Consider the following 15,473-nt stretch of genomic DNA (forward strand, 5'->3'; position numbering starts at 1 on the left):
CCACCACGTTCGGTCTTCGAGCCAAAGGTTTCTTTACATGTCGCCCAGCAATCCCTTGAAACGGGCTGCTGAACTCTTCAAACGCCCGGTAGCCGCCGCCCGTAACCGGACGGCAGGCCTCAAGCTGCCGGGACTCCAAGCCCTTCCACCCAAACTCCATCCTGCCGCCGTCTGGGGCGAAGCCAGCGCCGCGGCGGGTGAACTCGTGGGGCCAACCCTCGGCAAGGCCAGGCAACTATGGCTCCGGCACGTTTGGCCGGTTCTGTCGGTAGTCAGCATTCTCGGTTGGGCGGTCATCGCCGCAGCCGTGCTGCTGTGGGTCACCGGACGGCTGTGGGGCTGGCAGGAAGCCACGTCCGCGTCCATTGTGGCCTTCGTCCTTGTCCTGTGCGCGGTAGCGTTTATCGTCGGACGCTCGTCCTACGGAGTGGTCCTGGACCTGGCCCGCTCCCGTGTGGCCGTGGGGGATGATGCCGTGGGCAGCATCGCCGTCACCAACACCGCCACCAGGCCCCTGCTTCCGGCCTCCGTGGAACTGCCTGTGGGTGCTGCCACGGCCATCTTCCACCTGCCACGCATGAAGCCCGGCCAGACCCACGAGGACCTGTTCACGATCCCCACCGCGCGTCGGGCCGTTATCGTCGTCGGACCCGTCCGCTCGGTGCGGGCGGACCCGTTGCACCTGCTGCGGCGCCGGGTCCTCTGGACCGGGCCCCAGGACCTCTATGTCCACCCGCGGACTGTGGCCCTGGCGGGCTCGGCATCAGGTTTTATTCGCGACCTGGAAGGCATGCCGACAACCGAGCTGTCCAGCGCGGACGTGTCCTTCCACGCCCTGCGGGACTATGTCCCCGGCGATGACCGCCGCCACATCCACTGGAAAACGACGGCTCGAACGAACAAGCTGATGGTCCGCCAATTCGAGGAGACCCGCCGGGCGCACATCGCCATTTCACTCTCCATAAACACCGACGAGTACGAATCGGAAGCGGAGTTCGAAACCGCCATCTCGGTGGCCGCGTCGATCGGACGCCAGGCCATCGTGGAACAGCGCGAACTGGACGTCATCACCCAGGGCGGTCCGCTGCGTTGCGAAACGGGACGTACGCTCCTGGACGACTTCACCCGCATCGAAGGCACGCCGCTGCGGAAGACCGCCGTCGACCTTGCGAGGACCCTTCCTGACATTGTCCCCAACGCCTCGGTGGTCTTCTTCATCGTCGGCAGCCACGTCACCGCCACCCAGTTGCGGAGCGCGGCGGCGTCCGTTCCGCCGGGCGTCCGCAGCCTTGCCATCCGTGTGCAGCTTGGCTCCGCGGCCTCCCGCGCAGCAATCGCAGACCTGACCGTCCTCACTCTGGGTGAGCTGGATGACCTTGGCCTGGTGCTTCGAAAGGCGGCCGCATGAGCAACACGTCCGCACCCACGCGCCCACGCGACGCTGGCCGCCGCACGCGCCCGGAGGCCTCGCCTTTCCTGGATGGCAGGCCCGCGTGGCACACAATTGTTGACGCGTTGGCGATGCTGTTCCTCCTGGGCCTTGGCGTCCTGGGCTTCAGCCTCAGTTTCGGCGGCGACCCCTACTACCTCACCGCAGGCCTTGGCGGCATTGTGCTCGGCCTCGGGATCTCGGCGGCAAACGCACACTTCCGACTGGGACTCCTGTTCACCTCGGCGGCAACACTGGGTGCCTACCTTGTCCTTGGCACGGCCCTGGCTGTTCCGGATGCCGCGGTGGCGGTGGTGCTGCCGAGCCTTGATTCGCTGCGCACGCTGCTGCTTGGCATCGTTTTCTCGTGGAAGGACATGCTCACGGTTGGCGTACCAGTTGGTACGGCCGGGGGCATGCTGATCGTACCGTTCCTGAGTTCATTGCTGACGGCATTGACGGCAGGACTCCTCGCTTGGCGGCTGAAGAGCCCCTACTGGCCCCTGCTGCCCGTGCTGGTGCTGTTTGTCACCGGCATCGCCTTCAGCACCAGTGCCGGTTTCCTCAATGTCGAACGCGGCACCGCCCTAGCCATTTCGGCCATCGCCTGGGCTACTTTTAGGCGCGACGCACTGCGCCGCAGGGACACCAAGACGATCTCGGCGAACAGGCCCATGTCCGACGCCGGCACCGCAAGGAGGGCGCGCATCCGTCGGCTCGGCCTGGCCGCGGGAGTCATCGCGGCAGCCGTCGTCGTCACCGCCGTCGCATCGCCGCTGGTCAGCTCCGGAGACGACCGCAAAGTGCTCCGCACAAGCATCGTCCCGCCTTTCGACCCCAAGGACTACATCACACCGCTGGCGAGCTTCCGCGACTTCGTCAAGGACAAGAAGGACAACACGCTGTTCAGCGTGAAGGGCCTCCCCAAGGACGGTCGCGTGCGGCTCGCTGCCTTGGACGCCTACAACGGCATCAATTACACAATGGACCCCAACGGTTCCGGCAATTTCAACAAAGTGGGCGATGCACATTCACTGAATACCTTGGCTGATTCCGCAGGGGGAGCAGAGGGCAGGAATTACACGCTGAACGTGACAATCGACGACTACCAGGGCTTCTTTGTCCCCGGTGGCCGGCGCACCACGGGGATCAGCTTCACGCCGGGAACGGATGCGGCCGGCGGCCTGTACTTCAACCCCGGAACGGACACGGCTGTCACCACCAAGGGACTGTCCAAGGGGGACAGCTACTCCGTCCAGGTCTCCGATCCGGGGACACTCGAGGACGGCCAGTTGGCCCAATACGGCTTTGCGCCGCTGTCCATGCCTGCAGCCGAGGAAGTGCCGCCAATTGTGGCGTCGCAGGCGAACGAACTGACGGCCGACGCACCGAGCGCCATAGACCAGGTGCGGCAGCTTGAAGCCCATTTCCAGAAGACCGGTGCGTTCAGCAACGGACTGGTGTCCGACGGCCAGCTGCCCAGCCTCCCCGGCCACGGAGCCGCCCGCATTCGGAGCCTGCTGTCCGCCAAGCAAATGCTGGGTGACGACGAACAGTACGCCGTGGCGATGTCCCTGATGCTGCGCCACCTCGGTATTCCGTCGCGCGTGGTGATGGGCTTCTACCCAGATCCCAAGAGCCCGGAGAACGGGGCCGGCGAAGTCAAGATCACGGGTAAGGATGTCCACGCCTGGGTTGAGGTGGCCTTCGACCGCGCCGGCTGGGTGCCGTTCAATCCGACACCGCCCAAGGACAACATACCCATTCCGCCGGACCCGCAGAACAAGTCCAAGCCCAGGCCGCAGGTGTTGCAGCCGCCGCCCCCTCCGCAGGAGCCGGCTGAGCTGCCGCCGGACTCTTCACCGGATGCCCTCGATGCAGACCAGAAGAAGGACAACCCATGGCTCTTCTGGGGGCCGTTGCTGGGCGCCATCGGGACGGCGCTTCTTCCGTTGCTGATTCTCGCGCTGCCACTGCTGCTGATCGCCTTCCTCAAGGCCCGACGGCGGAAGGGCCGCCTGCTGGGCGGCGAACCTGCCCAGCGGGTCGGGGGAGGATGGAACGAGGTGATCAGTCTCGCCACTGACATGGGCGCGGCGATTGACGGCCGCGCGACCCGGCGTGAGACCGCCGTCGTCATCGCAGAGGCTTTCCCGGCGAGCAGCGCCGGCACCACCACCCTGGCACGCCGGGCCGACGCCGCGATCTTTGGTGAAGGCCAGCCCAGCGAAGAGGAAGTAAGGGCGTATTGGGAGGTTGTGGATGCGTCGCTGAAGGACATGACGGGAAGCGTCGGCTTCTGGAAACAGCAGCAGGCCCGTTTCTCCCCGCGGTCCCTGGTGGCGGAAGGCCGCAACGCACTGCGCAGGCAGCGCCTTGCGCGCGCTGAACACGACAGAAGGAACCGCCCGCAATCATGACCAACCACGCGGAACGATGCCCGCGCTGCCACCAGGCAGTGCGGGCCGGTGCTGTTTTCTGCACACACTGCGGAACGCCCCTCAACAACCGTGCTGCCCGCGGCGGCGTGAAGCCCCGCGATGCGGAACTCGGTAGGATCGCCCTATCGCCCGAGGCCGGCGCCATCGGTCAAGGGGTACCGCATGGTCACCACGTGCAAGGGGGAGGGACCACGATGGCCACACTTGAACTTGTTCCCGCGTCGGCAGGGAAGCGGCTGGGTGCAGCCATCCTCGACTGGCTGGGCCCTGCCGTTGTGCTGGCGGCGGCCTTCAGCATTGGCTTTGGGAGCATCACCCAGACCCGCAGCAACGGATTTATCGTCTATGACACGGCGTTGCTGTTTCTCCTAGGCGGAACCGCCAGCGGCGCCACCTTGGTCTACGCCATCGTGCTGCTGGCCATCGAAGCACGCAAGGGCAACACCATCGGTAACCAGGTCATGGGAATCCGTAGCACCGACCCCGATGGTTATGCGCCGGGTGGAGGTGCCGTGTTCCTTCGTGGCCTGGTGACCGGGGCGGGTTTGATTCTGGCCGTGCTCGCAGCGGTGTTGATGGGGGCGTTTGGCTGGTTAGCCGTGGCGCCGCTGGTTGTCGGACCGCTAATGCTCCTGGGCGTAGCGTGGGCCATCGTAGTGGTTGTTTCCTCGGCGTGGGACCGCAACGGCAAGCAGCGTGGCTGGCACGACAAAGCCGCCAAGACCCTGGCCTTCGACGTCAACGCCGGACGCAATCCGGTACTGACAGGCGGCATCCAAGGACCCTACAGCTTCGCGCCGGTAGACCTGCCTCCCGTCCAGGCTGTGGCCTCGCCGCTGCCGGGTTCGGCGGCCTCCCGGCCTGCCGTTATTGATCCCTTGGGCGGCTTGGGCGGGCAGCCGCTGGCTGTTACCTCCCATCCTGACGACGCCGTCGAACTCACACGGTTGCGCTCGGACGCCCCGGCGCCCGGGGCTGAACAGCACCCTGTGCTCCGCATTACCATCGACGACGGCCAGGACGTTGAGCTTCGCCATACCGCCCTGCTGGGACGCAATCCCGCCGCACAGCCCGGCGAAGCCGTGGACCAGTTGGTTCCGGTGTCCGATCCTGGCCGGTCCATCTCCAAGACCCACCTGCACCTCAAAAGGGAAGCGGATGGTATTTGGATAACGGACCGCAATTCCACCAACGGCAGCGCCGTAACCACCCCAGACGGTGCCCAAACCAGGCTTTACCCCGGCCATGCCGTCTTTGTACGTCCAGGGTCCGCCGTGCACTTCGGCGACCGCACCTTCCACGTAGGACAGGCATGAACGCACAACCTGCCGACGCAACGCCAGACGCAACAGGCGGCCCCGGTTTCCAGCTGAGCTACGGCTACGGGACGGACCGCGGCCTCCGGCGCGAACTCAACGAGGACTCCTTCATCGCCTCCGATCCGGTGTTTGCGGTCGCGGATGGAATGGGCGGCCACGAGGCCGGGGAAATTGCCTCCGGGATGTGCGTACGTGCCTTGGGTTCCGCGCCCGCACTTGCGACGGGTCTGCGGTCCGCCACCGCGCCCGAGCTGCAGCGGTGCCTGTTGGATGCCGACCACCAAATCCGGGAAGCAACTGGTGCACGGGCCGGAACGACGCTGTCCGGCGTCGTAGTGGTGGAACAGCTGGGGATTCCCTACTGGCTGGTGATGAACGTGGGGGATTCCCGGACCTACCGGCTTAGCCAAGGCGAGTTCACCCAGATCAGCGTTGACCACTCCGAGGTCCAGGAACTTGTGGACTCGGGGGATATCACCCCGGATGAAGCGGCCGTGCATCCCCGCCGCCACGTGGTGACCCGGGCCTTGGGGACAGGTGATGAAACCGACGCGGACTTCTGGCTGCTGCCGATTGAGGAAGGCGACCGGATCCTTGTGTGCTCCGACGGGCTCAACGGGGAGCTGAGCGATGAGCACATGCTCCGGATCCTCAGCACAGTCGCCCACCCGCAGGATGCCGTGGATGCCCTGATCCAGGCTGCCCTGCGCGGCGGCGGTCGGGACAACGTCACAGCCATTGTGGTGGACGCGAAAAACGTCCTGAACGACGCCGGCGTGGCAACCACCGCTCCGCGCCCCGGCTCCGAGGAAGCGGAAGAGGATACCCTCCCGCGTGCCGAGGCAACCGCGGCAACGGTCACCATCGAGCCGCCCGACATCACCCTCCGCGAAACCTCACCGCTGGAGTCGGAGCCGAATGCGGATGGCCATGAAGGAAATTAGCTACACGCCAGGTGCGTGGTTTGGCGTGGTTCGTAGCGGCACGGCGGTGCTGTTGTCTCCAGAGACGGACCCGGCTTTGGTGGCGGCCGTTTGGGAGCTTTTGGCCCGGCACACCGAAGCCCACGAGGTCCTGCACGAGGTCACGGACGGCTTTGGTGTCTCGTTGTCGCGGATTCCGCCCTTTGGGATCATCGACGCCACATCGGCACTTCGTGTTTTCCTGCGCGGGGACCTGGAGCTTGCCGTCACCACCGCAGGAAAAGTCGAGACGGTTCACGGCCGCGACGTGACCACGTGGACGGAGCGCCGCTTCGACAATCCCGAGTCGTACTTGCTGGGCATCCCTGCCGCCCGCGACGGCGACGGACGTGTAGGGCTGCCTCTTGGCGAGGGCGTGGTGATGCTCTCTGGCCTTGGCGTCGGACAGGCGGTGTCGGCTACCCACCAGGCCCCTGCGGAGACCGTGCTCCACTATGACGTTCCTGGTGAGGAAGACGGCGCGGATCTGGAGCTCACCATTATGCCGTCGCAGCTGGGCGATTCGCCCGACTCTGTTCCAGCGACGGATACTTCGGCACCAGCGGCCGCCCTGGAGTTCACCAGCAACTACGACCACCTGTGGGACAAGACAGTGATGCGGAGCATCGAGGATGCTGCCGTCCGCGTTGACCCGAACGCTGAATCTGACCCTGAAACTAATGCTGAAACTGAAGAGAGCGGAGACGGTGCAGGCGGGACCGGGGACTCAACTGCAGCCGACAATGTCCACCACCCCGAACCTGCTGCCCACTCGCCTGAGCTTCCCTGGACACCGCCATCATTGCTGCCCGGTGGAGGACTGGGTCGGCCGGCCAGTCCAAACAACCCGGCCGAACAGCGTCCCGGACAGGACCGCGTCCCGACCGGAGGGATCATCGGCGGCTCCGGACTGATCGATTCAGTGCCGTGGGGCCGCCCTTTTCCCGGAAGCCCGGCGGACAGCGCCCCCGGTGAAGCTTCCCATTCCGGCCAGACAACGCCGGCGAATCCGGTGGAGATCGCAGCGGACCCGGACCACGACGGCCAGACCGTCATGAAGGGCAGCCTCGGCGACTTGTCGGAGGCCCTCGGCGGCGGGCCAGCGGCGGCTCCGGAGGAACCGCCGTCGGGTTCTAACGCCGCCGCCAAGGCCAAAGGACCCCTGGTGCTGGGGCGCGTCTGCGGGCGGGGCCACGCCAACCCGCCCACCCATGCGCAGTGCGCCGCGTGTGGCGAGTCGCTGACCGGCGATGCGGTCCAGGTGTCGCGGCCGAGCCTAGGCAAAGTTCGCCTGTCCACGGGAGACGTCATTGACCTCGACCAGTCCCTGATTATTGGCCGGCAGCCGTCCGTTTCCCGTGTGCAGGGCGGGGCCATGCCCAAGCTCGTCCAAGTGGCCAGCCCGGGAGGGGATATCTCCCGTTCGCACGTCGAGGTCCGGCTGGAGGGCTGGCACGTCATGCTGTGCGACCTGAAGGCCACCAACGGCACCGTGCTGGTCCGGGAGGGCCAAGCACCGCGTCGCCTGGCGCAGAGCGAAATGGCCATCCTGCTGGATGGTGACATTGCCGAGCTTGGCGACGGCGTTTCATTGCGTTTCGAGGAGATTCCGTGAGTTCCAAGCGTCCCCCCGCACCGCCACCGCACATCCGCGGCTTCAAGTATGTAAGCCTGCTGGGTTCGGGAGGCTTTTCAGATGTGTATCTGTACGAGCAGGACAGGCCACGGCGAAAAGTCGCAGTCAAGGTGTTGCTGTCCGGACTGAAGACCGAGGGTGCCCGGCGGCGCTTCGAGTCCGAGGCTAACCTGATGGCGCAGCTGTCGTCGCACCCGTACATCGTCACGATCTACGAGGCGGAAGTCACGGAGGACGGCCATTCCTACCTGGCCATGGAGTACTGCTCCCGGCCGAGCCTGGACGTTCGGTACCGGCGTCAGCGTTTCAGCGTGGACGAAGTCCTGGCGATCGGCATCCAGGTTTCTTCCGCCGTCGAAACCGCCCACCGGGCCGGTATTGCCCACCGCGACATCAAGCCGGCCAACATCCTGGTGACCGACTACAACCGGCCAGCGCTCACGGACTTTGGCATCTCCGGAACCATCGGTGACGACTCCGACGACGAGGCCGGGATGTCCATTCCGTGGTCGCCGCCGGAACAGTTCCGGGGCGGTCCCGTCGACGGCGTATTGGTGGATGTGTGGGCCCTCGGCGCCACCCTTTACACCCTGCTCGCCGGACGGTCGCCTTTTGTGATGCCGGGGCAGGACAATTCCCAGCGCGAACTGATTTCGCGGATCACCAACAGCCCGCTCCCGCGACTGGGACGCGCCGATGTTCCGGAGTCGCTGGAGCTTGCCCTTTCGACGGCAATGGCCAAGACCCCGGAGTCGCGCTATTCCTCGGCACATGCCTTCGCCCTGGCCTTGCAGCGTATCCAGGCCGAGCTGAACCTCTCCGTTACGCCTTTCGAGGTGTTGGAGGAACCAAGCCACGGAGATGAGCGGCACCCGGATGACGGGGTAGAGGAAACCCGGGTCCGCAGCATCGCGGCAATCGACCCCGACGCCGGTGCCGGCGCCACCGGGCGCGGCGTAGGCACCGTGCTCCGTGGCTGGACACCGGATGGGTCTTCGACAGAAGCGCCGGCCCCTTCGACGGAAGCACAGGCTTCGCCGGCAGACGTAACATCCGGTGAAGATGACGCCACGAGGCTCCGCTCGGCCCAGGCTGCCGGCGGCACCACCGCAGGTGTCCCACTGGCCGCAACCGCAGGCCACGCCACAGCGCCCGTCGCCGACGTCACGTCGGCACCGAAGCCCGCGGAGAAAACCGAGCAACCGAAGGCGCAACTTTTCGCCACACGGTCACGTGGCCCTGAACTGGACCAGACCGTCAGCCGGCCGACGCCGGACCAAGACGAGGAACAAGCCGAACCACGCGACCACCGGAAGCGGCAGATCGTACTCGCTGCGGTTGGCGCGGCAGTCCTGGTAGTGGCCGTCGTCGTCGGTATTGTGCTTGGGGTTGGTGCGCCGCCCAAGGCGAAACCCACCCAAACGGTCAGCAAGCCACCGGCGGATGCGCTGGACAGCGGCAACGTCCCGGAGGTCGTATTCATCGCCAATTACAGCGTTTCCCCCACCAAGGTTCAGTTCACGTGGTCGAATCCGGACGAGAAGCCTGGAGACACGTATAAGTGGCGCGTCAAGACGGCAAGAGACGCTGGAACCTACACAAGCACGCCCCTAAAGCAAGTGGATGTGAGCGAGAACCCGTCCGAGCCCACGTGCATCCAGGTCATCATTGTCCGCGCCGACGGCACGGCTTCCCCGGGAGGCGAGGCCTCAATTTCATGCAAGCCGAAATAAGACAAGGAGCTCACCGGCGTAAGGCTCAGTGACAAAGGCGAATTGACAACAGCATTCAGCATTATGGGGGAGATGAGGAACTCATGGGTGATTTAGCCATTGATTTCTGCGGGGAGTGGTACGAACCGTCTGACGAAGATGTATTCGACATTGGTCGCGAAGGCGATTTGGAGGTTGACGACAACCCCTACCTGCACCGCCGTTTCCTCCAGATTGCCCGCTACGACGGAATCTGGTGGCTCAGCAATGTGGGCAGCATGCTGTCCGCCACCATCGCGGACGGTTCCGGGGGGATGCAGGCCTGGCTGGCTCCGGGCGCCCGGATTCCCCTGGTGTTCAGCCACACCAACGTCGTCTTCACGGCCGGCCCCACCACCTATGAGTTCGCTGTCCACCTCAAGACGCCGTCGTTCCGGCAGGAGGCCCGCGAGGACGACTCCGACGGGGACACCACCATCGGCCCCGTTGTCTTCACCGACTCGCAGAAGGCCCTGATCGTCGCCTTGGCCGAGCCGATGCTGCGGCGCGAGGGTACCGGTTTCAGCGCCATCCCCTCCTCGGCCGAGGCAGCAAAACGCCTTGGTTGGGCGCTCACCCGCTTCAACCGCAAGCTCGACAATGTCTGCGACAAGCTCGATCGCGTCGGCGTCGTGGGGCTGCGCGGGGGAGGCGGCAAGCTGGCCACCAATCGACGTGCCCGGCTGGTGGAACACGCCATTACTTCGCACCTGGTTACACCGGAGGACCTGCACCTGCTGGAGAAGATGCGGGGGGTCGACGAAGCGTGAAGTTTCGCCTCACACTCCGCCGGGAGCCGGCTGAAGCCAAGGACCTGGCCGTAACGGTGGACGGCCGCGCCACGGTAGCGGACATCGCCACCGAACTGTGGGCCGCGGACCCGGCCCGACGCGGCTCCGCACCGCCGTCGAACCTGTCCCTCCGCATCGATGAGGCGTACGTCGCCGGCGGTATGACCGGGATCGTCCTGAACCCGGCCGACAACCTCCTGGAGTCCGGGCTCCGTCCCGGCTCCACGGTCTCGCTTACCCAGGTCAGCCAGCAGTTCGCGACGCCGGGAAACGGAAACCGCGGCCCCGCGGCGGCGACGCTCCGCGTGCTGTCAGGGCCCGACGTCGGACGCGAATTTTCACTGCCTTCCGGCACCAGCTACATCGGCCGGGATCGGGACGTCGACGTCCGCCTGAGCGACCCGCTCACTTCCAAGCGGCATGCCCGGATCACCGTTGGTGAGACGGTGGAGATCGTTGACACGAACTCCGCCAACGGGCTCCTGATGGACGGCCTTCCGGTGACGCGTGCCACGCTCGGGTCGTCGGACACCATCACGCTGGGCGACACCAGCGTGGGGGTGGTGTCCCTGTCACGGAACCACGGGACCATGCCGACGTCGCCCCTGGTGGACTTCAACCGTTCGCCGCGTGTGGTTCCGCGTTTCGAGGAGCCCAAGCGCGTCCTGCCCGCCGGTCCCAAGCGGCCCGACCACCAGCCGTTTCCCTATGTCATGCTCGTGGCGCCGATGCTGATGGGCGGCATTATGTTCGCCGTCACGCAGAACATTCTCACCGTGGTGTTCATGATGATGATGCCGCTGTTCATCATTGGGCACTACGTGGACCACCAGATGCAGTCCAGGCGGCAGCGCAAGGAAGGCCACAAGCACTTCCGCAAGGCAATGCAGGCGTTCCGGGAAGACATCACTGCCAAGCAGAACATTGAACGCTCGGTGCGCCTGCAGGAGGCGCCCTCCGTGAGTGACACGGTGGACGCCATCTACAAGCTGGGCCCGCTGCTATGGACCCACCGGCCGGAGCACGGGGGTTTCCTGGGCCTCCGCTTTGGACTGGGCATGGGACTGTCCCGGATCGAGTTCGAGGAACCCGGCAACAATGACACCGAACCCGAATACATGCGGGAGATCCAGGAATGCCTCCAGCAGGTCCGGATGATCGACGGCGTACCCATCGTGTCCCAGTTGCGTGCCTCCGGGTCGGTTGGCGTGGCCGGTCCGCGTGGCCTGGTGGACGACGTCGCACGCGGCATGGTCCTGCAGGCGGTTGGCCTGCATTCACCCGCTGAACTTGTTGTCACTGCCCTTGCATCGACCCAGTCCCGGAAGCGCTGGGACTGGCTGCAGTGGCTCCCGCACGTTGGCTCCGGCCACAGCCCGCTCGGTAACAATAACGGCGGCGGGGACCATCTCGCCGCCGGACCTTCCGCGGGGTCGTCCCTGCTGTCCCGCCTCGAAGACCTGGTGGACCAGCGCGAGGCGGCGGCAAAGGATCCGCGGCCGGTGCCGCGCCCTGGGATCACCACTGAGAAGCCTGATGATGTGGCGGCTCCCATGCTGCCGTCGGTGCTGGTGATCGTGGAAGATGACGCGCCCGTGGACCGCGGCCGGCTCACCCGCCTGGTGGAACGCGGACCGGATTCCGGCGTTCACGTGATGTGGGTAGCCGCGGACACCCAGGCCTTGCCGGCCGCCTGCCGGGACTTTATGGCAGTCGACGGCGACAACGGAACCACCACCGGCCAGGTGCGCCTGGGCCGCCACAGCTACCCGGTCAGCTGCGAGACCCTTGACGCTGGCCTCGCGATGCAGCTGGCACGCATGATGTCGCCGTTGGTGGACGTCGGCAAGCCGGTGGACGATGACTCGGACCTGCCCCGGGCAGTTTCCTACGCCACCCTGATCGGCACGCAGTTCCTGGACACCCCGGAAGCTGTCTCGGAGCGTTGGCAGGAGAACAACTCCGTCCTCGCCTCGGCGGTCGCCAATCGCAAGGACAATGGCACCCTGCGCGCCCTGGTGGGTTCCAAGGGTGTGGAGCCGTTCTACCTGGACCTGAAGAACGAGGGACCGCACGCCTTGGTGGGTGGGACTACCGGTGCCGGGAAGTCGGAGTTCCTGCAGTCCTGGGTCATGGGCATGGCGTCCGCCTACAGCCCGGACCGGGTGAGCTTCCTGTTCGTGGACTACAAGGGCGGCGCGGCCTTCGCTGACTGCGTCCACCTTCCGCACACCGTTGGCCTCGTGACCGACCTTTCGCCCCATTTGGTGCGCCGTGCGTTGACCTCGCTGCGGGCTGAACTGCATTATCGTGAGCACCTGCTCAACCGGAAGAAGGCCAAGGACCTCCTCGCCCTGCAGCGTGAGGCGGACCCTGAGGCGCCGCCGTACCTGATCATCATCGTCGACGAATTCGCCGCCCTCGCCACCGAGGTGCCGGAGTTCGTGGACGGCGTGGTGGACGTGGCGGCCCGCGGCCGCTCGCTCGGCCTGCACCTGATCCTTGCCACCCAGCGCCCGGCAGGTGTCATCAAGGACAGCCTGCGTGCCAACACCAACCTCCGCGTCGCCTTGCGCATGGCCGATGAAGACGACGCCGTAGACATTCTGGGCGTTCCGACGGCGGCCTACTTTGATCCCTCGATTCCTGGTCGCGGCGCGGCCAAGACAGGCCCGGGCCGCGTCCAGGGGTTCCAAACCGGTTACGCGGGCGGATGGACCACGGAGAAGCCGCAGCGTCCGCGCATTGACATTGTGGAGATGGCGTTCGGTCCCGGCCAGAGCTGGGAGGCACCGACCCCCGCTGACGCGGTCAAGGAGGAGCCCACAGGACCCAACGACATCGCCAGGATGACCGGAACCATCATCAAGGCCGCTGTTCAACTGGGCATCGAGCCGCCGCGGAAGCCATGGCTCAATGAACTGGCCACAACCTACGACTTCTCCAAGCTGCCCAACCCACGCACGGATGAGCGGCTCCTGCTTGGTGTTGCCGATGATCCTGCCCATCAGGACCAGCCCACGGTGTTCTACGAGCCCGACAAGGACGGCAACATGGCCGTCTACGGCACGGGTGGCTCCGGTAAGTCGGCGGCGCTGCGTGGTATCGCCATCGCTGCAGCCGTGACACCACGCGGCGGTCCCGTCCATGTGTACGGCATCGACTGTGGTTCCTCCGGGCTCAGGATGCTGGAGGGCCTGCCCCACGTGGGCGAGGTGATCAGCGGTGACGATGTGGAGCGCGTTGGCCGCCTCCTGCGCTGGCTCAGCGACATCGCCGAGGATCGTTCTGCCCGTTACGCCGAGGTGCGGGCTTCCACTATCGTCGAGTACCGGAAGCTCGCCAATCGTCCGGATGAGAAGCGCATCTTTGTGATGGTGGACGGCATGTCAGCGTTCCGCGAGGCTTATGAGTACAGCCGCCTGTCTGCACTGTGGGATATCTTCCTGCAGTTGGCCACGGATGGCCGTCCCCTTGGCATCCACCTGGTGGTCAGCGGCGACCGGCCCAACTCCGTGCCGCCGTCGCTCCTGGCTTCCATCCAGCGGCGACTGGTCCTGAGGATGACTTCCGAGGATGACTACATGTCCCTGGACGTCCCCAAGGACGTGCTCAACCCGGCCTCGCCTCCCGGGCGCGGCCTGCTGGGCAGCCACGAAGTGCAGCTCGCCGTGCTTGGCGGCAACCCGAACCTGGCCCTGCAGGCACGCGAGGTAGCCAAGCTGAGCCAGGCCATGAATCGGCAAGGCCTGGACGCCGCACCGCCCATCCAGCGCCTGCCGGAGCAAGTGGACCTAGACATCCTGCCGGCCGGAGTCGGCGAACTGCCGGTTATCGGCGTCGACGACGAGAGCCTGGATCCGGCCACCATCACAGCAAAGGGACCTCTGCTGGTGGCCGGTCCGCCGGGAGCCGGCCGGACGGTTGCGCTGGTGACCATGGCCTACGCGCTGCGCCGTTCAAGCCCGGCTACCGAGCTGATCTATATCGGCTCGCGGCGGTCCTCGGTTGCGGCCCTGAAGATCTGGAACCGGTCCTTGGTGGGGCCGGACGCGGTGGAAGAAGCCATCGACGAGCTGGTGGACTACTCCACGGACAACCCCGGCAAATTGGCCATCTTCATTGAAGGGTTGACCGAGTTCACGGACACCTTGGCAGAGTCCGGGGTCGAGCGCCTGGTGACAACATCCATCAAGGCGGACCAGTGGGTGGTGGGCGAGTCCGAATCGTCAACCTGGTCGCAGGCCTGGTCGCTCGCCCAGCCGTTCAAGTCCGGCCGCCGCGGTCTCTTGCTGAACCCCGGTGACATTGAGGGTGACTCCCTCCTGAGCACGTCCCTGGGCAAGATCAGCACGGACTTCATACCAGGCCGCGGCTACACTGTTGGCCGGGGCAAGGTCCGCAAGCTCCAAGTGGCCATGCCCCCGGAAAACCGCGGTTAACCAGGGTCCGGCAGCCGCTGCGAATTTGCGGCGGCTGCCGGGCTGTAGGAAAATCCCTGAAACGTCCCCGACCCCGGGCCGCGTTCGTCCGGCCCAGCGGAGGTACCAATGACACACCGGACCCCAACCCGCCCTGCAAAGTTGCTGTCTGTAACACTCCTGGCCATCTGCCTGGCAGCTTTCCCTGCCCTTGCTGCCCACGCGGAAAACGACTGTCCACCGGGCCAGCCCCTCTGCCTGTTCCCGAGCAAACCAAGCGATTCGCCCAAGCCTGATCCCACCACCACCGCGCGGCCCACGACGCCGCCCGCACCGGAGCCGGCTCCCGTGGCGCCAGCCCCACCTGCAGCCCCGGCACCGGCTGCCTCAACCGCCGCCCCCGCGCCCGCTGAACCCGGCCCGACGACGACGGGGTCACCGTCCGCTGCTTCGACTTCCACCGTCACGCCCATTCCGAGCATGGCCGCGGCGTCCGCTGCGCCATCTTCCGAGCCCAACTGGAACAAGCCCGTCGAGAGCAGCAAGCGGGCAACCCAGGCGGCAGCCGTCGTCGCCAAGGATGTCGGCGGCGTGGACCTGGGCGGACTCATGGCGATCATGGGTGGGGTCCTGCTGATCGGCCTCGCGGGGTTGGCGTTTGCATTGTGGAGCCGGAACCGCCTGGCACAGCACTAGGCCGCTGTTGTGTCAGTGGGGTAAGGC

At 66.0% G+C, this 15,473-nt stretch carries 9 protein-coding genes; all 9 read left to right on the forward strand.

Annotated elements, in window-relative coordinates; all coding sequences use genetic code 11:
* The first annotated feature begins 37 nt into the window (after positions 1-37).
* The 9 genes from LD110_RS12670 to LD110_RS12710 all read left to right on the forward strand — a co-directional run bounded on the left by LD110_RS12670 (position 38) and on the right by LD110_RS12710 (position 15,446).
* Positions 38-1,408 carry a DUF58 domain-containing protein gene (locus LD110_RS12670; protein WP_225499178.1) on the forward strand — a complete coding sequence of 457 codons (1,371 nt, stop codon included), beginning with the start codon at positions 38-40 and terminating at the stop codon, positions 1,406-1,408.
* A complete protein-coding gene (locus LD110_RS12675) occupies positions 1,405-3,849 on the forward strand; it encodes a transglutaminase family protein (protein ID WP_225499179.1) in 2,445 nt (814 codons plus the stop codon). The genes LD110_RS12670 and LD110_RS12675 overlap by 4 nt, the downstream gene beginning before the upstream one ends.
* A complete protein-coding gene (locus LD110_RS12680) occupies positions 3,846-5,186 on the forward strand; it encodes an RDD family protein (protein ID WP_225499180.1) in 1,341 nt (446 codons plus the stop codon). The genes LD110_RS12675 and LD110_RS12680 overlap by 4 nt, the downstream gene beginning before the upstream one ends.
* Positions 5,183-6,133, forward strand: a complete 951-nt coding sequence (locus LD110_RS12685; RefSeq protein WP_225499181.1) for a PP2C family serine/threonine-protein phosphatase — start codon at positions 5,183-5,185, stop codon at positions 6,131-6,133. The genes LD110_RS12680 and LD110_RS12685 overlap by 4 nt, the downstream gene beginning before the upstream one ends.
* Positions 6,120-7,766, forward strand: a complete 1,647-nt coding sequence (locus tag LD110_RS12690) for an FHA domain-containing protein (RefSeq protein ID WP_225499182.1) — start codon at positions 6,120-6,122, stop codon at positions 7,764-7,766. Before LD110_RS12685 ends, LD110_RS12690 begins: the two co-directional genes overlap by 14 nt.
* The gene (locus tag LD110_RS12695; RefSeq protein ID WP_225499183.1) at positions 7,763-9,520 is read left to right on the forward strand and encodes a serine/threonine-protein kinase; all 1,758 of its coding nucleotides are present in this window, start codon (positions 7,763-7,765) and stop codon (positions 9,518-9,520) included. The genes LD110_RS12690 and LD110_RS12695 overlap by 4 nt, the downstream gene beginning before the upstream one ends.
* A gap of 83 nt (positions 9,521-9,603) precedes the next feature.
* Complete coding sequence (locus tag LD110_RS12700) at positions 9,604-10,308, forward strand: hypothetical protein (protein WP_225499184.1); 705 nt, start codon at positions 9,604-9,606, stop codon at positions 10,306-10,308.
* Positions 10,305-14,771: an FtsK/SpoIIIE domain-containing protein gene (locus LD110_RS12705; RefSeq protein WP_225499185.1), complete on the forward strand. Its 4,467-nt coding sequence runs from the start codon at positions 10,305-10,307 to the stop codon at positions 14,769-14,771. Before LD110_RS12700 ends, LD110_RS12705 begins: the two co-directional genes overlap by 4 nt.
* Positions 14,772-14,879: 108 nt before the next feature.
* Positions 14,880-15,446: a hypothetical protein gene (locus LD110_RS12710; protein WP_225499186.1), complete on the forward strand. Its 567-nt coding sequence runs from the start codon at positions 14,880-14,882 to the stop codon at positions 15,444-15,446.
* Positions 15,447-15,473: the final 27 nt, after the last annotated feature.

This window comes from Arthrobacter sp. M4 (assembly GCF_020251205.1).
In the GTDB taxonomy this organism is placed as follows: domain Bacteria; phylum Actinomycetota; class Actinomycetes; order Actinomycetales; family Micrococcaceae; genus Arthrobacter.